Below are 17,385 nucleotides of genomic sequence, written 5' to 3' on the forward strand. Positions count from 1 at the left end.
TCTTGCGGCCGCGACCTTTGGCTTAGTTTCGACAGTTCTTTCTGCAAAGTCCAGAATCATTTGGCCAAACACGCGTATGGCAATTTGCACTCACTCCCTCCGAGCCTCCGCATTCATAAACGGCAAAGCAGTTGACAAAGTCTTGCGAACCGCCGCCGGGCATGGTGAAAGCACTGCAATGACACGCACACCACCGCCAATCCGCACCGACTTCAAGATTTTCCGCGAGCTTCAAACCCGCTGGGCCGACAACGATGTCTATGGCCACATGAACAATGTGGTGCACTATCAGCTGTTCGATACCGCCATCAATCAGTGGCTGATCGAGACAGGCCTGCTGGACCCGCTGACCGGCGCCGTGATCGGACTGGTTGTGGAGACGGGATGCCGCTACCACGCCGAAGCCGGCTTTCCCGACCGCATCACCGCCGGGATTTCGGTGGTCCGGCTCGGCGGATCGTCAGTGACCTACGCAATCGGACTGTTTCGCAATGGTGAGGAGACGGCCTTTGCCGATGGCCGGTTTGTCCATGTCTATATCAATCGCGCCACCCGGCGGCCGGTAACGCTGCCGGAGCAATGGCGGGCGACACTCGGGAAGATCACGCAATGAACCTGAATGACGAGACGCGCATGGAAACCGAGGCCCGCATGGTGCGGCTTGAGGAACTGGTGGCGCACCAGCAGGCGGCGATCGAGGAATTGTCCCGGCAGCTGACCGAGAGCTGGAAGCAATCCGAGAAGCTGCGCGCCGAACTCGCACGGCTCAGTGACCGGTTTCAGGACATGGAAGACACCGCCGAGAGCCCGCCGGCCAACCAGCCGCCGCCGCACTGGTAGGCTGACGGCAAGCCGCGTCCGGCGCGCGCTCAGCGGTTGCCTTGGTGATACCGGACGAAAGCAAACCGGCTGCCATCGGGTGACCAGCAGGGCACGTTGATGGTGCCCTGGCCGCCAAACAACGCCAGCAATGTGCGAACCGAGCCGTCAGCCAGATCCAGGAGCCGCAATTCGACATTACGGTCGCGCGGATGACCTTCGGTTCCGGGGTCGTAGCTGAGGTAAAGCACCGAATGGCCGTCGGGACCCGGGTGGGGAAACCAGTTGACCCGGTGGTCATCGGTCATCTGCTCCGGCGCGCCGCCGCCTGCCGGTATTCGCCACAGTTCCATGCTGCCGCCGCGGTCCGAATTGAACCAGATCCAGGCGCCATCTGGTGAATAGTCGGGTCCGTCATAGTGGCCGCCCCTGCTGATCAGATGCTGTTCGTCGCCAGCATCGACACCGATCGTGTAGATGCCGAACCCACCGTCGCGGCGGCCGACATAGGCGAGCGTCTTGCCGTCAGGCGACCAGCCATGCCACCAGGAAGGAACCTGCCGGGTGACTTGGCGCGGCGTACCGCCGGTGACCGGCAGAACCCAGATGCAAGAGGCCCCGGTGTCAGTGGAACCACTGATCACCAGCCGGCTGCCATCGGGCGAAATGCCATGATCATTGTTGCAGTCAACTGCATGGCCGGTGTCGATCGGTGCCAGCTCCGGCGCATCAAGCGGAACCCGGAACATGCGGCCATCGCCATTGACGATCAGCGATGCGTTGTCCGGCGTCCAGTTTGGTGCTTCGATGAGGCGCGGGGTGGCCAAAACCTCCTGCACCGCGCCGGTGGCAAGCGCATAGGTACAAAGCTGACTGCGCATCAGGCCTCGATCGGGATGTAGGCGAAGCGGTCAAAATCCGCCTCTATCGCGCCGCCCGAGGTGTCGAAGGCGGCCATTCCGGTGAACGCGCCGGTGAAGGAGGCGTGCTCGCTTCGGCCTCCCTCATCGGAAATGACGCTGGCATCGAGCACCGGACCGACGGGTCGCCACTCCTGGGCCGGCAGTCTGTGGAAGAACTGCAGCGCCGCGCCATCGATATTCATTGCCAGCTCGACCGCGCCGTCTTCTGGCAAGGCAACAGGCTGTTCGAGCGGGAACTGAAGCTTGCCATCCGGCCAGTCACCGGGGCAGCTCAGGATGGTCAGCACCCGTCCCATGTCTTCATGCCAGGTCAGCGCCAGATAGTGGAATTTGTAACGGTTGTAATAATGCACCAGCCCGGCGGCCTGCTGGAAATTGCACGGCGCAAAGCTGACGCTTGTCTCGGCGCGGAATCCCAGATGCTCCTGCCGCCGCGCCACCAGCGCCTGCTCGAACCAGCTGCCGATGGATTCGCGCGCATGCAGCCTGAGCGCCGACCCGGTCAGCGAGAAAATCCGTTCCGGTTGCGGCGTGCGGAGCCACTGGAATTCCTCGGGCAAGGTGTCGCCGGTGAAATCGCGGTGGATGGCCTCGTCCGGCAGCTTGCGGCTCGCCGGATCGGGTGCAGGCACCGCGACATCGGGGACCCGGCCACCCTGCGCCAACCGCAGCCAGCCATCCTCGCCCCAGACGCATTTCTGAATTGACGTTTCGCGCCCGAGCGGCGAGCGGCGAACGCCCGGCAGGGGCCGCGAGCACAGATGGGTGTGATAGACTTCGCCCTCCGGGGTCTCGACCATCTGGCCATGGCCGGCGCGTTGCAACACGGCGTCAGGCGCGTCCTTCGAGGTCATCAGGAAGGTGTCGGGGTGCAATTCATAGGGCCCGGTCAAATCGCGCGAACGGGCCATGGTGACGGCATGATCGTAACCGGTGCCGCCTTCGGCCACGGTGATGTAGTACCAGCCGTCGCGCCGGAACAGGTGTGCGCCTTCGACCAGGCCGTGAGAACTGCCGGCAAAGATGTTGACCGGTTCGCCCACCAGCTTGCCGGCCGCAGCATCATATTCCTGCGCCAGAATGCCTGCGAAGGCCGGATGCTTCGGGCTTCCGCCGACAGAATCCGTGCGGTGGTTCCAGACCATGTTGAGGAACCATTTGCGGCCGTCATCATCATGAAACAGCGACGGGTCGAAGCCGGAAGAATTGACATAGACCGGATCGGACCAGGGGCCCGTGATGTCGGGCGCGGTGACGATGTAGTTGTGGGCGTCCTTGAAGTTGCCGTCGAGCCGCTTGACGTCGGTGTAGACCAGCCAGAACAATCCGTCGGCATGAGACAGGCACGGCGCCCAGATGCCGCAGGAATCGGGGTTGCCGCGCATGTCGAGCTGGCTGGCGCGGGTAAGCGGGCGGCTCACCAGCCGCCAGTTGACCAGATCCGTCGAGTGATGGATCTGGACGCCGGGATACCACTCGAAGGTCGAGGTGGCGATGTAATAGTCCGGGCCTGCCCGGCAGATCGAAGGGTCCGGATTGAAACCGGGCAGAATCGGATTGATGATCTGGCTCATGGCGCAGCCTCCTGATAGGCGGGCAGCCCGGCAGGCACTGAGTCCCAGGCCTGGCGTGTCCGCGTGAACTGGGCCTTTTGGGGCGTGAACAAATGCCGGTCATCGAGGCTGCCGGCATAGATCGTGACAAAATCCGGCGCGGCCTCCGGCGTTCCGAACAGCAGGCTGTGGCAATTGGCGCAGAAGTTCCGGATCGCCCTCAAGCCGCTGCCGCCGGTGACTGTCGACATGACCGTCGGGCCATCCACCGTGAAGCCCGACCTGGCCACGCCCATGATCGGAACGTGGCCGGTCCCGGAGGCCTTCTGGCAATCCACGCAATAGCACAACAGACTGAACAGCACCGGGCCACTCGCCTCATAGCGGGTTTGTCCGCACAGGCAACCGCCCGTTATGCGCATTGCGGCGGCTTTCATTTTCTCGAGGGCCCCTTCCTCTCGGCGGATGCCGCCCACAGGTTGATGTCGGCGTCACGGGCATAGGTGTCGATCTCAGCCAGTTCGGCCTCGGTGAAGTCCTGATTGTCGAGCGCGCCGACGCAATCGATGATCTGCTGCGGCTTGCTGGCGCCGATCAGGGCTGTCGTCACCCGGCCACCGCGCAGCACCCAGGCCAACGCCATCTGCGCCAGCGTCTGGCCGCGGCGCTTGGCAATCTCGTTGAGCGCGCGGATGTTGTCGAGGTTGCGCTCATTGAGGAAGCCAGCATTGAGCGACTTTTCCTGCGCCGCGCGGCTGTCTTCGGGGATACCATTGAGATACTTGGTGGTCAGCATGCCCTGCGCCAGCGGCGAGAACACGATCGAACCGATGCCCTCCTGTTCAAGCGTGTCGAGCAGGCCGTCATCCTCGACCCAGCGGTTGATCATCGAATAGCTTGGCTGATGGATCAGGCACGGGGTGCCGAGCTGCTTGAGAATCGCTGCGGCCTCCTTGGTGCGCTTGGAATTGTAGCTGGAAATCCCGGCATAAAGCGCCCGGCCCGACCGGACGATGTGATCGAGCGCCATCATGGTTTCTTCCAGCGGCGTATCGGGATCATAACGGTGCGAATAGAAGATATCGACGTAGTCGAGACCCATGCGCTTGAGGCTCTGGTCACAGCTTGAAACCAGATATTTGCGGCTGCCCCATTCGCCGTAAGGCCCGGGCCACATGCCGTAACCGGCCTTGGACGAAATGATCATCTCGTCGCGCAGACCGTGGAAATCGGTCTTGAGGATTTCGCCGAAGGCGGTTTCGGCCGAGCCGGGAGGCGGGCCGTAATTGTTGGCCAGATCGAAATGGGTGATGCCCAGATCAAACGCGGTTCGGCACAGTTCACGCTTGAGCTCGTGCGGCGTGTCGCCGCCAAAATTGTGCCACAGGCCGAGCGAGATGGCCGGCAGCTTGAGCCCTGAGCGGCCGGTGCGGCGATAGCTCATGGTGTCATAACGGTCTGGTGCAGGTGTCCACATGTTCGCTTACCTTCTATTTCAGGAGTGCCGCCGCTTGCTCGATTCCAAGCGGGGCTGGCTGCTCGCAACTGGTGGTGGGCCGAACGAATTCGCCGGTTTGCCCAGAATGAAGGATGGCGGTCATGACGTCCACCACGTGCAGGGCAAATTCGAGTGAACAGCGGTGCTGCCGCCCGTCAAGAATGGCATTGGCCATGTCGGCCAGACCGGCGGTCCGGTAGTTGGCCATCATGCCCTGATTGTGCTGTTGATTGGGCACCCCGAGCGGGTGATCCCATGCAGGCAAATCTGCCTTCTCTCCATCTGAACCGATCAGTTCAACCGCGCCGCCAAAGAAATTCGGATCCGGCACCACCAGGCTGGCCTCGGTGCCGTAAAGCTCCATCGGGCGGTGGCCGTGGGCTTTCACATCCCAACTGGCGCCAAGGGTGGCGACCGCGCCATTGGCAAATTCAAGGATGGCCTGCACGGTGGTCGGGGTCTCGACCGTGATCATCTCGCCATGGCGCGGCTGGGAGGTGATCATCCGCTCCGGGCTGGGGATCGAGCACATGGCGGCAACGCGGGTCACCGGTCCGATCAGTTGCACCAGATTGGAAATGTAATAGGGCCCGAGATCGAGGATCGGCCCGCCGCCCGGCTTGAAGAAGAAATCCGGATTGGGATGCCAGTGCTCCATGCCGGGGCTCAGCACATGGCAGGTGCCGCCGGTGATGCGCCCGGCAGCGCCACTTGCAACCAGATGCCGCGCCAGCTGATGCGCCCCCCCGAGGAAGGTATCGGGGGCAGATCCGATGCGGAGCCCCTTGCGCGCGGCCCGTTCGGCAAGATCGCGGCCCTCTTCAACCGAGAGCACGAAGGGCTTTTCCGAAAAGACATGCTTGCCCGCGTCGAGCACCGCAGCCGAAACGGCATAATGCACGGCAGGTACCGTGAGGTTGACGACCAGGTCGATATCGGCGGCAGCCAGCAACTCTTCCACGCTTTGCGCGCGGATGCCGTATTCGGCGGCGCGGGCCTTGGCGGCGTCGGCATTGATGTCAGCGCAGGCGCGAATCTCGATGCCCCTGAACAGAGGCGCCAGCCCGAGATAGGTGGTGGAAATGTTGCCACAGCCGATGATGCCGACGCCCAGAACCTTCGTCATATCCATTACTCCGTGCCGCCGCGGCACCAGTCCAGTGATCGCGAGGCGAACCGGCCGACGTCCGAGGGATTGTCATGTTCCATGATGAAAAGTGTCGCCGGCGTGCCGGCCTTGAGCTGGGCAAACATGGCTGCCCAGTCAACGGTGCCATAACTGACATCGGCCCATCCGTCCTCGTCAGCGGCTTCCCCTGCAGGGGCGATATCCTTGACGTGCACCGCGGTGATCCTGCTGCCGAAGCGGTCGATCCAGTCCGCCGCATCGGCGCCACCGCGGATAACCCAGGCAATGTCGGCTTCCCATTCGAGTTCGGGAGCCGTTTCAAGCAGGATCTGCATCGGCACGGACCCATCGCCGAGCGGCACGAATTCGAAATCGTGGTTGTGCCAGCCGAACCCGAAGCCGGCTGCCCGAACTTTCTCGCCGACGGCACTCAGCCGTGCGGCAAATGCCTGCCACCCGGTCTTGTCGGCCGGGCGCAGATCGGCTGCAATGTTCGGACAGTAGATGCGCTGGATGCCGAGGGCCGAGGCGGTTTCGAAAACCGCCTTGATGTCACCCTCCAGTGCATCAAGCGAGAAATGCCCCGACGGCATGGCCAGGCCATTCTGGTCCATCAGCTTGCGAAAGCCGGAGGCGTCTTCATAGACACCGCCAAATCCTTCGACATTCCTGTAGCCCGCGCTGGCGAGCATCGCCAGAACATCGGACCAGGGCTGAAAATTCCGGGCGCTGTAAAGCTGGAATGAGAAATTCATCGGTTTGAACTTTCCTGTTTTTGCAGTGGCTTTGTTTGGTCTTATGCGGCGGTGAGGATGGGCATGCGAATGAGAAAAGCGTGGAGAGTAGAGGTTAAGCGGCCTCAGAGCCGCAGCTCGCTCCGCGCATCGAAAATGGAGGCCTTGGCCGGATCGAAACCGATGCGAATGGACTGACCGGCATGCAGCGGGCTTTGGCCATCGACCCGGAAGCGGAATTCCTTGCCGTCCAGCACCGCCCAGACCAGCGTATCAGCGCCCATCGGCTCGACAACCTCGATTTCGACGTCGGTGCTGAAGGGTTCATCCGATGCAGCAGTGCCGCAGCTGACGTGTTCCGGCCTGATCCCGAATATGGCGTGGTTTGGCCTGTCGGCCTGCGCAAAAGGATAGCGCGCCAGCGGGATCTGCGTCGACGCGAAATTGAAATCCGAATCACCGGCTCCGGAGATTTCACCCTCGATGAAATTCATGCCCGGCGAGCCCATGAAGCCGGCAACATAAAGGTTGACCGGCCGGTTGTAGATTTCGTGGGGGGTGTCGAGCTGCTGGATGATGCCGTTGCGCATGATGGCGATCCGGTCAGCCAGTGTCAGTGCCTCGATCTGGTCGTGGGTAACATACACCATGGTGTTCTTGAGCCGGTGATGCAGGCGCTTGATTTCAACCCGCAGCTCGGCGCGCAGCTTGGCGTCGAGATTGGACAGCGGCTCATCAAACAGGAACACATCGACATCGCGCACCAGCGCCCGGCCGATGGCGACACGCTGGCGCTGGCCGCCCGACAGCTGCGCCGGCTTGCGCTGCAGAAGCGGCTCGATCTGCAACACTTCGGCTGCGCGGGCGATCCGGCTGGCAATTTCGTGCTTCGGCATGCGGGCGTTTTTCAGGCCGAATGCCAGATTTCCCTCGACCGACATCTGCGGATAAAGCGCATAGGACTGGAACACCATGCCGATGCCGCGTTCACTCGGTTCGGTCCAGGTGACATTGTTGCCACCGATGAAGATCTGGCCATCGGAGATGTCCAGCAAACCTGCAATGCAGTTGAGCAAGGTCGACTTGCCGCAGCCAGAGGGTCCGAGAAGAACCAGGAACTCGCCTTCGTCAATATCGATATTGAGCGATTTGAGGACTTCAAGAGATCCGAATTTCAAAGTCAGATCACGGATCGATACACTGGTCACGATTGTTACCCTTTCACCGCACCGGCGGCGATGCCGCGCACGAAAAGTTTCCCGGAAACGAAATAGATGAACAAGGGAACAAGCCCGGTGATGATGGTTGCGGCCATGTTCACATTGTACTCTTTGACGCCCTGAACCGAGTTGACGATGTTGTTGAGCTGCACGGTCATCGGGTAGACATCGGGCTTGGTGTAGACCACGCCGAACAGGAAGTCGTTCCAGATGCCGGTGATCTGGATGATGATGGCGACGACGAAGATCGGCAGGCTCATCGGCAACATGATCTTGAAATAGATGCCCCAGAAACCGGCGCCGTCAACGCGCGCGGCCTTGAACAACTCCTCGGGTACTGTCGTGAAATAATTGCGGAACAGCAGCGTCAGGATCGGCATGCCGAAGATGGTGTGGACCAGACTGAGGCCCCAGAGGGTGCCGTAGATTCCAAGCTCCCGCAGCAGGATGACGATCGGGTAGAGCATCACCTGGTAGGGGATGAAGGCGCCGAAGATCAGGATGGTGAAGAAGACGTCGGCCCCCTTGAAGCGCCAGTTGGCCAGCGCGTAACCATTCACCGAGGCGATGGCGATCGACAGCACCACCGACGGGATAGTGATCCGCACCGAATTCCAGAACCCGCGCGACAGGCCCTCGCAATTGAGGCCGGTACAAGCGGTCGCCCAGGCCTTGACCCAGGGCTCGAAGGTGATTTCCACCGGCGGGGCAAAGATATTGCCGAGGCGGATTTCCGGCATGCCCTTGAGCGATGTGACAATCATCACATAAAGCGGCAGCAGGTAGTAGATCGAGACCAGCAGCAAGGTGCCGTAGATGAAGACATTGCGCGGCGAGATGGCGCGTTTGGGCTTGCCGCCGCGCGGGCCGTCCACCAGACCCGTGGATGCAACGGGCCGTGTGGCGAGAGTGGTTGCGTCAGTCACGCTGGCGTCCTCCGAATTCCATGTAGGCCCAGGGGATGAGCACGATGAGAACCGCCAGCAACATCATCGTCGAGCCGGCAAAGCCCTGACCGAGGTTCTGCGACAGGAACATCGCGTCATAGACATATTTGGCCGGAACTTCCGAGGCGATGCCGGGTCCGCCGGAGGTCTGTGCGACGACGAGATCGTAAAGCTTGACGATGCCCGAGGCGATGATCACCAGGGTGGTGACGAAGACCGCTCGCATCATCGGAATGACAATGAAGATATAGGTTTTCCAGGCCGGAATGCCGTCGACGCGGGCGGCCTTCCAGATATCCTCGTCGATGCCGCGCAGGCCCGCCAGCATCAGGCACATGATCAGGCCAGTGCCCTGCCAGAGGCCGGCGATGAGAATGCCGTAGATGACAATTTCCTGGTTGTTGAGCGGATCGAAGGAAAAGCTCTCCCATCCCATCGAGCGGACCACTTTCTGGATGCCGAAATCGGGGTTGAGGATCCACTGCCAGACCAGGCCCGTGACAATGAATGACAGGGCGAAGGGATAGAGCATGATGGATCGGAATGTGTTTTCGAAGCGGATCTTCTGATCGAGCAGGGCTGCGAGAACGAAGCCGATCACCAGCGAGAATATCAGCGAGCATATTCCGTAGATCAGCAGGTTTTCGATCGCGATCCCCCACTTGGAGCTCGACCAGAGACGGTCGTACTGATCAAGACCGATGAAGTTGGCCTTGGGCAGCAATTTCGACTTGGTGAACGAGAAGACGATCGTCCAGATGGTCCCGCCCATGAACACCACGACGGCTGTCAGAATCATCGGAATGGCGGCAATCTTGGCTGCCTTGTTGCGAAACAGGCGTATCGGACGCTGCGTGGCCGCGGGCGTGCTGGTCGTGATCATCGACGCTCTCCAGGTGACTGATGACCGCCGGCCCTAACTCAGGAACGGGCCGGCGGTGCGATCAAGGACTTGATCAGTCAGCGTCTTCCACGATGGCGACGTAGCGCTTGTGGGCGTCTTCCGGCGTGATCGACTTGTCGTTCATGAACTCGACCATGAGATCGTTGAACTGGGTCTGGGTGTCAGCCGAGAAAACCATGTCGCCGGATGGCAGCAGGTTGCCGGTTGCGAGGATTTCCAGACCCTTCTTCATGCAGTCATTGGCCGCCGAAAGATCGATGTCACCGCGGATTGGCAGCGAACCTTTCTTCAGGTTGAAGGCGACCTGGGTTTGCTTGGAAATCATCACAGACGCCAGTTCGAGCTGGGCTGCGGTCTTTTCCGCATCATCGAGCTTGGGGAAATAGAAGGCGTCGCCACCGGTCGAGAGATATTCGTGAACCCCGAGACCCGGAAGACAGGTGTAGTCCTTGCCGGCTGTCTGCTCGGCAACCTGGAATTCACCCTGCGCCCAGTCACCCATGATCTGGCCGCCGGCGGTGCCGGTGATGACCATGTTGGTGGCCTGGTTCCAGTCCTGAACATTGGAGCCGTCAGCCATATCGCGAGCATCGCCCATGGCCTCGAAGACCTTGGCCATGTCCGGACCGCCGGCTGCATCGACATCCTTGCCGATATTGACCTGCTTCCACAGGTCCAGACCGCCGACACCGATCTGAACGGCGCCGAAGAGCAGGTTCGACTGCCAGGGCTGCTGACCAAGGGCGAGCGGCTGAATGCCGGCTTCGCGCAGCTTCGGGGCTGCAGCAACATATTCGTCCCAGTTGCTGGGAACATCCACGCCGGCCTTTTCGAAGGCGGCATGCGACAGCCACAGCCACTGCGGTGAATGGATATTGACGGGAACGCAATAGATGCGGCCATCCAGGGTGCAGCTGTCGAGCAGGTTTGACGGATTGACGATGTCTTTCCAGCCTTCCTTTTCGGCGAGCTCGGTCAGGTCGAGCATCAGGCCGGCTTCAATCAGCTCTTCGGCCTGGCGACCGTGGTTGAACTGGGTCGCCGCCATCGGATCACCACCGGTGATGCGGGAAATCATGACCGGGCGGGCCGTGCCGCCACCGCCGGCGATGGCGCCGTCGACCCATTTGTTGCCGGTGGCGTCAAACGCCTTGGCAAATTCGGCCACAGCCGCGGCCTCGCCACCGGATGTCCACCAATGGGTGACTTCCAGATCTGTTGCATTAACGGATGTCGACAGTGCCAGCGCGGACGCGCCAGTCAAAAAAAGCTTGAATGTGTTCATCGAGTTCCCTCCCAGGATTGTTCCTCCTCCCGGTCTCGTCGCTCCCAGCAACTGCCCGGGCCCACCGGTGTCCTCACACCGCTTTCAATCGATTACATCGATCTGTACTCTGATGCGCTGCAATCGATTACATAAAGGTTGACCGTGATGACTTTTGGAGTCAAGTGATATTTGCGTTACGTACCTCAAGTCCGTCTCGCAGAACCGGGAATACGACTCATCATGGAAACCAAAGCGCCGAGAATTACCGATGTTGCACGGCTTGCCGGGGTCTCGACGGCGACCGTCAGCCGGGCGCTGAGCAAACCGGAAACAGTAGCGGAATCAACACGTAATGCGGTGCTTGCCGCCGCGGAGAAAAGCGGCTACCGGGTCAATCTTTCGGCCCGCAATCTGCGGCGTCAGCGCACCGGCGCCATCGTCGTGCTGGTCCCGAATCTGGGCAATCCGTTTTTCTCGGAGATACTCGCCGGCATCGAGGTGGCCCTGTCGGACGCCGACATCAACATGCTGGTTGTCGACACAAGGCAGGCCCATACAAAGCCGCAGCTGGTGCTGGAGTATCTGCACGCATCCCGGGCCGACGGAATCATTGCGCTGGATGGCTCCTTGCCTGACGAAATCCTTTCGGTGGCGAGTGCGGGAACCGGCGCCCCACCCATTATCTTTGCCTGTGAGTGGCCCCCGAAGGACGCATTTTTCTCGGTTCGCGCCAACAACAGCGCCGGCGCCGGGTTGGCGATTGCACATCTTGTCGGGCTGGGGCATCGCCAGATCGGAATGCTGGCGGGGCCGCCGGAAAACGTGCTGACCCGCAGCCGAAGTGCGGGCGCGGAAACGGAGATGGTGAACAGCGGCCTGGCTCTGGACCCGTCACACCTCTTTTTCGGCGACTTCAGCCTCGAATCCGGCGCGCGCGCGGCTCAGGCATGGCTTCGACTCGATCATCGCCCCAGCGCTGTCTTTTGCCAATCCGACCAGATGGCTTTCGGCTTCATCTCGGAACTGGCGCGCAACGATGTCGCGGTTCCCGGCGATGTGTCAGTGGTCGGGTTTGACGACATCGATATCGCCCGCCGCTTCATTCCGGCGCTGACCACCGTTTGCCAGCCCCGCAAGAAGCTGGGGCTGTACGCAGCCAAAATGCTGATTGACCATGTCCAGACCAACACCAGCCCGGCGATAGAAACGACGATACTGGAAGTCGAACTGATCGTGCGGGACAGCACACGGCAACTTGCCGGTTGAATATTCGAGAGAAATTTCTTATATAAATGATCTTGAATGTTTAAATATCGGAACGCCGACCATGCTTGACGCACACGACATGCTTGAAATGGAACCGCGGATTGGTGAGGCGGCGAAGCTGATGGAAATGCTGTCGCAGCCGGTGCGCCTGCGCATTCTTTGCATCCTGCTGGACGGAGAACACAGTGTGCTCAGGCTGGCGGCGATGGTCGGCCTGTCGCAGCCCGCCATGTCGCACCATTTGCGCAAGCTGCGCGACGCGGATCTGGTCGAGACCAAGCGTGATGCCCAGACGATTTACTATTCGCTGAAAGGCAAGGAAGTGGCGGCTGTGCTGGAAGTTCTGCACCGGCTCTACTGCGCGGAGCCCGCGGAGGTCAGCGGCTAGCCCGGCCATTTGCGATGCCCCACCCTGTTGCCCTTGGACAATCACCCCGCCCGTGCACGCCAATCTGGCCTTAAAGGAAGTCAACCTGGCTTTACCCGCCGCCCTTGACATTTCCACGGCTGCACGGTCCGTTTGCGCTGCGGTCGCGGAGGGCGCCCGCATCGGATTGCCGTACGGCAACAATGGAACGCGCAGCACCCTGGGGCAGCGCGTCTTCGGGAGGGCGAATGAACCAGACCAGCAGGGCTCCCAGCACGGCTGACGGCACAACCGAGATTCGCAAGACCACCTGTTACATGTGCGCCTGCCGCTGTGGCATTGATGTTCACATCGCCGACGGCAAGGTCCGCTATATCGAAGGCAATCGCGACCATCCGATCAACAAGGGCGTGCTGTGCGCCAAGGGATCGGCCGGGATCATGCAGCATTATTCGCCGGCCCGGCTGAAGAAGCCGCTGCTCAGAACCGGTGAACGCGGCGCGGGGCAATTCAAGGAAATCGAATGGGACGAGGCTTTGGCGCTGGCCACCGACTGGCTCGGCGACGTGCGGCGCAGCGATCCGCGCAAGCTGGCGTTTTTCACCGGCCGCGACCAGAGCCAGTCCATGACCGGCTGGTGGGCGCAAGCATTCGGCACGCCGAATTATGCCGCCCATGGCGGTTTCTGCTCGGTCAACATGGCCGCTGCCGGCATCTACACGATGGGCGGCGCCTTCTGGGAATTCGGCGCGCCGGACTGGGAAAAGACCGAGCTGTTCATGATTTTCGGCGTCGCCGAGGATCATGATTCCAACCCGATCAAGATGGGGCTGGGCAAACTGAAAGAACGCGGCGTCAAGGTGATCGGCGTCAACCCGGTGCGCACCGGCTACAATGCCATTGCCGACGAATGGCTCGGCATCACGCCGGGCACCGACGGGCTGCTGATCCTGGCGCTGGTGCACGAACTGATGCGCGCCGGCAAGATCGATGTCGATTACCTGATCCGTTACACCAATGCGCCCTGGCTGGTGATTGACGACCCCGACAGCGCTGACCACGGCCTGTTTGTGCGTGACGAAGAGGGTACGCCGCTGGTGGCCGAGCGGACAAGCGGCAAGGCACTGCCGTCGTCCACCCCAGGGATCAAGCCCGCCCTGAAAGGCCGGTTCGACTTGCCCGACGGTCGCTTCGCCATTCCGGTGTTCGAACTGCTGGCGCAAAAATATCTTGATCCGCAATATGCCCCTGCCGAGGTTGCCGAACGCACCGGAATTGCGGCTGACACCATCATCCGCATTGCCGGCGAGATTGCCGAGGCGGCGTTCGAGCGCGAACTCATCATCGAGCAGCCCTGGACCGACATGAAAGGCGAACGCCACGAGCGGATGATCGGCAGGCCGGTGGCGTTTCACGCCATGCGCGGCATCTCGGCCCATTCCAACGGATTTCAGACCTGCCGGGCGCTGCATCTGCTGCAGATCCTGGTCGGCTCCATTGATTGCCCCGGCGGTTTCCGGTTCAAGCCACCCTATCCGCGCCCCGTTGCCGGCCAGCCACGGCCGCATGGCGGCGCCTGCGCCGACACCGCGCTGGCGGGCCCGCATCTGGGCTATCCGCGCGGGCCGGAAGATTTATTGCTCGAAGCCGACGGCGCGACGGCGCAGCGCATCGACAAGGCGTTCTCGTGGGATGCGCCGCTGTCGGCGCACGGCATGATGCATATGGTGATTTCCAATGCCCATGCGCGCGATCCCTATGGCATTGATGTCTTGTTCATGTACATGGCCAACATGGCATGGAATTCGTCGATGAACTCCTCGTCGGTGATGGATATGCTCACCGACAAGGATGAGAAGGGCGATTATGTGATCCCGAAGATCATCTATTCCGACGCCTATTCGTCAGAAATGGTGGCGTTTGCCGATCTGATCCTGCCCGACACCACCTATCTCGAACGGCACGACTGCATTTCGCTTCTCGACCGGCCGATCAGCGAACCCGAAGCGCTGTGCGATTCGATCCGCTGGCCGGTGGTCGAACCCGATCGCGACGTACGCGGCTTCCAGAGCGTGCTGCTTGATCTCGGCGCGCGGCTGAAGCTTCCGGGCATGGTCACTGAGGATGGATCACCGGCCTACAAAGACTATGCCGACTACATCGTCAATCACCAGCGCAAACCCGGCATCGGGCCGCTGTCAGGCTGGCGCGGCGAGGACGGCGACAAGACCGGGCGCGGCAAGCCCAATCCGAACCAGCTCGAGCGCTATATCGAGAATGGCGGATTTTCACAGGTGCATGTGCCCATGGAAGCGCATTACTTCAAACACGCCAACCGGGCCTGGAGCGACTGGGCGATCGAAAAAGGCCTGCAGGACGGCCCGGTGGAAAACATCTTCCAGCTCTATCTCGAACCCTTGCGCAAGTTCCAGCTCGCCGCCGAAGGCAAGATCAAGCCGGTGCCGCCGGAACATCATCGGGAGCGGATCAGATCCTGTTTCGATCCGCTGCCAACCTGGTATCCGCCGTTTGCCGATGACGGGCTGAGCGAGGAGGCCTATCCGCTGCACGCCATCACCCAGCGGCCGGCGGCGATGTATCATTCCTGGGGCTCGCAGAATGCCTGGCTGCGGCAGATCCACGGCGAAAACGCGCTCTATGTGCCGGGTGATGTCTGCGACAGCCACGGACTGGAGACCGGCGACTGGGCGCTGGTGTCCTCGCAATCGGGCGAGATCCGGGTCAGGATTGCGCGCATGGACGCGGTCAACGGCGCGACGCTGTGGACCTGGAACGCCATCGGCAAGCGCTCCGGCGCCTGGGCGCTTGATGCCGACGCACCGGAAGCAACCCGCGGGTTCCTGCTCAACCATCTGATCGATGAATTGCTGCCGCCGAAAGGCGATGGCCGACGCTGGGCCAATTCCGATCCGATCACCGGTCAGGCGGCGTGGTTCGATCTGCGGGTGGCGATCCGCAAGGATGCCGATCAAACCACGGGTATCAGCCTGCCGCATGCCGCCTCCCAGGCAAGCCCGGTCGGGCCGGCGCCGAGGAATGTCAGTTTCGGACCGGAGGCCGCTGAATGACCCGTCTTCCCGCGACCACCGAAAAGCGGCTCGGCCTTGTCATCGATCTCGACACCTGCGTCGGCTGTCACGCCTGCGCGGTCAGTTGCAAGGAATGGAACACCAGCGCCGGAGCCTCGCCGCTGTCCGATGTCGACGCCTATGGCGCTGATGTGTCCGGCGCCTGGCTGAACCGGATCCACACTTTCGAAGTCACCCCCGAGGGGGCACCAGCGCAGATCGTGCATTTCCCCAAATCCTGCCTGCATTGCGATGACGCGCCGTGCGTGACCGTGTGCCCGACCGGCGCCAGCTACAAGCGGCCCGAAGACGGCATCGTGCTGGTCGACGAGGATTTGTGCATCGGCTGCGGCCTGTGCGCCTGGGCCTGCCCTTATGGCGCGCGGGAAATGGACCCGGTCGAAAACGTGATGAAGAAATGCACCCTGTGCGTCGACCGGATCTACAGCGAGACCCTGGCTGAAGAAGACCGGATTCCGGCCTGCGTGCGCACCTGCCCTTCCAGTGCGCGGCATTTTGGCGATTTCAATGACCCGGACTCCAATGTTTCACAACTGGTGGCAGACCGGGGCGGCATCGACCTGATGCCGGAGATGGGGACACGCCCGGTCAACAAGTACCTGCCGCCGCGGCCGAAAACCCGGTCGCAGCCGGCGCCCGCGCCGGCCCTTGATCCAACACCTGCGCCCAAGGCCGACGGGTTCCTCGGCTGGCTCGACGCCGCACTCGACAGACTCGGATAATCCCATGCACCCTGCAGTTTCCGTTATCTTCTTTACCGTCATGTCGGGCGCCGGTTTTGGCATGATCTTTTTGCTCGGGCTCGGGTTTCCAGTCGACGGCGGCGCCGGGAAGGTGTTTTTGGTGTCGCTGACCGGTGGCGGCCTCGCGGTCGCGGGCCTGCTGGCTTCAACCTTTCATCTCGGCCATCCCGAGCGGGCCTGGCGGGCGCTCAGCCAATGGCGGACGAGCTGGCTGTCGCGCGAAGGCATCGCCGCCATCATGACGCTGATGCTCTTCGGGCTCTATGCGTTGATCTGGATGACAAGCGGAACCCGCAGTTCGCTGCTGGGGTGGACGGCAGCCCTTGGCGCGGCGGCAACAGTGTTCACCACCTCGATGATCTATGCGCAGCTCAAGACCGTGCCGCAATGGAACAGCCCGCTCACGCCGGCGGTCTATTCCGGCTTTGCGCTCGGCTCGGGCTGGTTGCTGGCCTCCGCATTCGGAAATCACGGATATGCCGAGGTCTGGGGCATGGTGCTCGTCGCTCTGGCCTGGTCAGCCAAATGGCTCTGGTGGGTTCGGGCCGGCCGGGCGCGGCTTGCCGATTCGGGCTCATCGCCGGAGACGGCAACCGGACTCGGCTTGATCGGCAAGGTGCGCCTGCTCGAACGCCCGCACACCGGCGAGAATTACCTCACCCGTGAAATGGTTCACCGCATAGGTCGCAAACACGCCCGCACCCTGCGCATGCTGGCCTTGCTGCTGGGCGCCCTCGTGCCCCTTGTGATCCTTGCACTCATCGCGCTCAGCGGCGCCCCGGCGCTTTTCATCCTGGCCGCAGCGCTGTCGATGAGTGTCGGACTGCTGGCAGAACGCTGGCTGTTCTTCGCCGAAGCCGAACATGCGGTGTCGCTCTATTACGGCCACCGCTGAGATCGGGCCA

General features: G+C 61.8%; 17 protein-coding genes. 7 read left to right on the forward strand and 10 right to left on the reverse strand.

All coding sequences use genetic code 11. From position 1 onward, the window contains the following. The first annotated feature begins 178 nt into the window (after window positions 1-178). On the forward strand, window positions 179-613 hold the full coding sequence (locus PZ897_RS19550; RefSeq protein WP_275754430.1) for a thioesterase family protein: 435 nt from the start codon (window positions 179-181) through the stop codon (window positions 611-613). Next, window positions 610-840 (forward strand): SlyX family protein, encoded by a 231-nt coding sequence (locus PZ897_RS19555; RefSeq protein WP_275754431.1) that lies wholly within the window; start codon window positions 610-612, stop codon window positions 838-840. Before PZ897_RS19550 ends, PZ897_RS19555 begins: the two co-directional genes overlap by 4 nt. A gap of 29 nt (window positions 841-869) precedes the next feature. On the opposite strand, the gene PZ897_RS19560 is transcribed toward PZ897_RS19555, so the two are convergent. The 10 genes from PZ897_RS19560 to PZ897_RS19605 form a co-directional block, all read right to left on the reverse strand. Next, on the reverse strand, window positions 870-1,700 hold the full coding sequence (locus tag PZ897_RS19560) for a hypothetical protein (RefSeq protein ID WP_275754432.1): 831 nt from the start codon (window positions 1,698-1,700) through the stop codon (window positions 870-872). Next, window positions 1,700-3,316, reverse strand: coding sequence for a glycoside hydrolase family 43 protein (locus PZ897_RS19565; RefSeq protein WP_275754433.1), 1,617 nt, complete (start codon window positions 3,314-3,316; stop codon window positions 1,700-1,702). Before PZ897_RS19565 ends, PZ897_RS19560 begins: the two co-directional genes overlap by 1 nt. Beyond that, window positions 3,313-3,732: a GFA family protein gene (locus tag PZ897_RS19570; RefSeq protein ID WP_275754434.1), complete on the reverse strand. Its 420-nt coding sequence runs from the start codon at window positions 3,730-3,732 to the stop codon at window positions 3,313-3,315. The genes PZ897_RS19565 and PZ897_RS19570 overlap by 4 nt, the downstream gene beginning before the upstream one ends. Next, window positions 3,729-4,772 carry an L-glyceraldehyde 3-phosphate reductase gene (gene mgrA / locus PZ897_RS19575; protein ID WP_275754435.1) on the reverse strand — a complete coding sequence of 348 codons (1,044 nt, stop codon included), beginning with the start codon at window positions 4,770-4,772 and terminating at the stop codon, window positions 3,729-3,731. Before mgrA ends, PZ897_RS19570 begins: the two co-directional genes overlap by 4 nt. Window positions 4,773-4,785: 13 nt before the next feature. Then, on the reverse strand, window positions 4,786-5,919 hold the full coding sequence (locus PZ897_RS19580) for a Gfo/Idh/MocA family oxidoreductase (RefSeq protein WP_275754436.1): 1,134 nt from the start codon (window positions 5,917-5,919) through the stop codon (window positions 4,786-4,788). A gap of 5 nt (window positions 5,920-5,924) precedes the next feature. Next, window positions 5,925-6,677: a sugar phosphate isomerase/epimerase gene (locus tag PZ897_RS19585; protein ID WP_275754437.1), complete on the reverse strand. Its 753-nt coding sequence runs from the start codon at window positions 6,675-6,677 to the stop codon at window positions 5,925-5,927. 104 nt (window positions 6,678-6,781) lie between these two features. After that, a complete protein-coding gene (locus PZ897_RS19590) occupies window positions 6,782-7,864 on the reverse strand; it encodes an ABC transporter ATP-binding protein (RefSeq protein WP_275754438.1) in 1,083 nt (360 codons plus the stop codon). A 5-nt stretch (window positions 7,865-7,869) separates the two neighbouring features. Further along, on the reverse strand, window positions 7,870-8,751 hold the full coding sequence (locus tag PZ897_RS19595) for a carbohydrate ABC transporter permease (RefSeq protein WP_275754589.1): 882 nt from the start codon (window positions 8,749-8,751) through the stop codon (window positions 7,870-7,872). A gap of 43 nt (window positions 8,752-8,794) precedes the next feature. Next, entirely contained in the window at window positions 8,795-9,706 is a 912-nt protein-coding gene (locus PZ897_RS19600) for a sugar ABC transporter permease (RefSeq protein ID WP_275754439.1), read from the reverse strand. A gap of 73 nt (window positions 9,707-9,779) precedes the next feature. Then, entirely contained in the window at window positions 9,780-11,012 is a 1,233-nt protein-coding gene (locus PZ897_RS19605; protein ID WP_275754440.1) for an ABC transporter substrate-binding protein, read from the reverse strand. A 222-nt stretch (window positions 11,013-11,234) separates the two neighbouring features. On the opposite strand from PZ897_RS19605, the gene PZ897_RS19610 reads away from it, so the two are divergent. From PZ897_RS19610 to PZ897_RS19630, 5 genes are all read left to right on the forward strand, one after another. Continuing rightward, window positions 11,235-12,260: a LacI family DNA-binding transcriptional regulator gene (locus tag PZ897_RS19610; RefSeq protein WP_275754441.1), complete on the forward strand. Its 1,026-nt coding sequence runs from the start codon at window positions 11,235-11,237 to the stop codon at window positions 12,258-12,260. 61 nt (window positions 12,261-12,321) lie between these two features. Then, window positions 12,322-12,648, forward strand: coding sequence for a metalloregulator ArsR/SmtB family transcription factor (locus PZ897_RS19615; RefSeq protein WP_275754442.1), 327 nt, complete (start codon window positions 12,322-12,324; stop codon window positions 12,646-12,648). A 227-nt stretch (window positions 12,649-12,875) separates the two neighbouring features. Beyond that, window positions 12,876-15,716 carry a molybdopterin oxidoreductase family protein gene (locus PZ897_RS19620; RefSeq protein WP_275754443.1) on the forward strand — a complete coding sequence of 947 codons (2,841 nt, stop codon included), beginning with the start codon at window positions 12,876-12,878 and terminating at the stop codon, window positions 15,714-15,716. Next, window positions 15,713-16,459, forward strand: a complete 747-nt coding sequence (locus PZ897_RS19625) for a 4Fe-4S dicluster domain-containing protein (RefSeq protein WP_275754444.1) — start codon at window positions 15,713-15,715, stop codon at window positions 16,457-16,459. Before PZ897_RS19620 ends, PZ897_RS19625 begins: the two co-directional genes overlap by 4 nt. Before the next feature lie 4 nt (window positions 16,460-16,463). Further along, on the forward strand, window positions 16,464-17,375 hold the full coding sequence (locus PZ897_RS19630) for a DmsC/YnfH family molybdoenzyme membrane anchor subunit (protein WP_275754445.1): 912 nt from the start codon (window positions 16,464-16,466) through the stop codon (window positions 17,373-17,375). Window positions 17,376-17,385: the final 10 nt, after the last annotated feature.

The organism is Hoeflea sp. YIM 152468, assembly GCF_029210485.1.
GTDB lineage: Bacteria > Pseudomonadota > Alphaproteobacteria > Rhizobiales > Rhizobiaceae > Hoeflea.

Excerpts from the sequence above, each read along its gene's own strand:
- PZ897_RS19610 (WP_275754441.1), top strand. The coding sequence starts at position 11,235 with ATGGAAACCAAAGCGCCGAGAATTACCGATGTTGCACGGCTTGCCGGG.
- PZ897_RS19625 (WP_275754444.1), top strand. The coding sequence starts at position 15,713 with ATGACCCGTCTTCCCGCGACCACCGAAAAGCGGCTCGGCCTTGTCATC.
- PZ897_RS19630 (WP_275754445.1), top strand. The coding sequence starts at position 16,464 with ATGCACCCTGCAGTTTCCGTTATCTTCTTTACCGTCATGTCGGGCGCC.
- mgrA (WP_275754435.1), bottom strand. The coding sequence starts at position 4,772 with ATGTGGACACCTGCACCAGACCGTTATGACACCATGAGCTATCGCCGC.
- PZ897_RS19555 (WP_275754431.1), top strand. The coding sequence starts at position 610 with ATGAACCTGAATGACGAGACGCGCATGGAAACCGAGGCCCGCATGGTG.
- PZ897_RS19565 (WP_275754433.1), bottom strand. The coding sequence starts at position 3,316 with ATGAGCCAGATCATCAATCCGATTCTGCCCGGTTTCAATCCGGACCCT.
- PZ897_RS19620 (WP_275754443.1), top strand. The coding sequence starts at position 12,876 with ATGAACCAGACCAGCAGGGCTCCCAGCACGGCTGACGGCACAACCGAG.
- PZ897_RS19580 (WP_275754436.1), bottom strand. The coding sequence starts at position 5,919 with ATGACGAAGGTTCTGGGCGTCGGCATCATCGGCTGTGGCAACATTTCC.
- PZ897_RS19615 (WP_275754442.1), top strand. The coding sequence starts at position 12,322 with ATGCTTGACGCACACGACATGCTTGAAATGGAACCGCGGATTGGTGAG.
- PZ897_RS19570 (WP_275754434.1), bottom strand. The coding sequence starts at position 3,732 with ATGAAAGCCGCCGCAATGCGCATAACGGGCGGTTGCCTGTGCGGACAA.
- PZ897_RS19600 (WP_275754439.1), bottom strand. The coding sequence starts at position 9,706 with ATGATCACGACCAGCACGCCCGCGGCCACGCAGCGTCCGATACGCCTG.
- PZ897_RS19560 (WP_275754432.1), bottom strand. The coding sequence starts at position 1,700 with ATGCGCAGTCAGCTTTGTACCTATGCGCTTGCCACCGGCGCGGTGCAG.
- PZ897_RS19605 (WP_275754440.1), bottom strand. The coding sequence starts at position 11,012 with ATGAACACATTCAAGCTTTTTTTGACTGGCGCGTCCGCGCTGGCACTG.
- PZ897_RS19550 (WP_275754430.1), top strand. The coding sequence starts at position 179 with ATGACACGCACACCACCGCCAATCCGCACCGACTTCAAGATTTTCCGC.
- PZ897_RS19585 (WP_275754437.1), bottom strand. The coding sequence starts at position 6,677 with ATGAATTTCTCATTCCAGCTTTACAGCGCCCGGAATTTTCAGCCCTGG.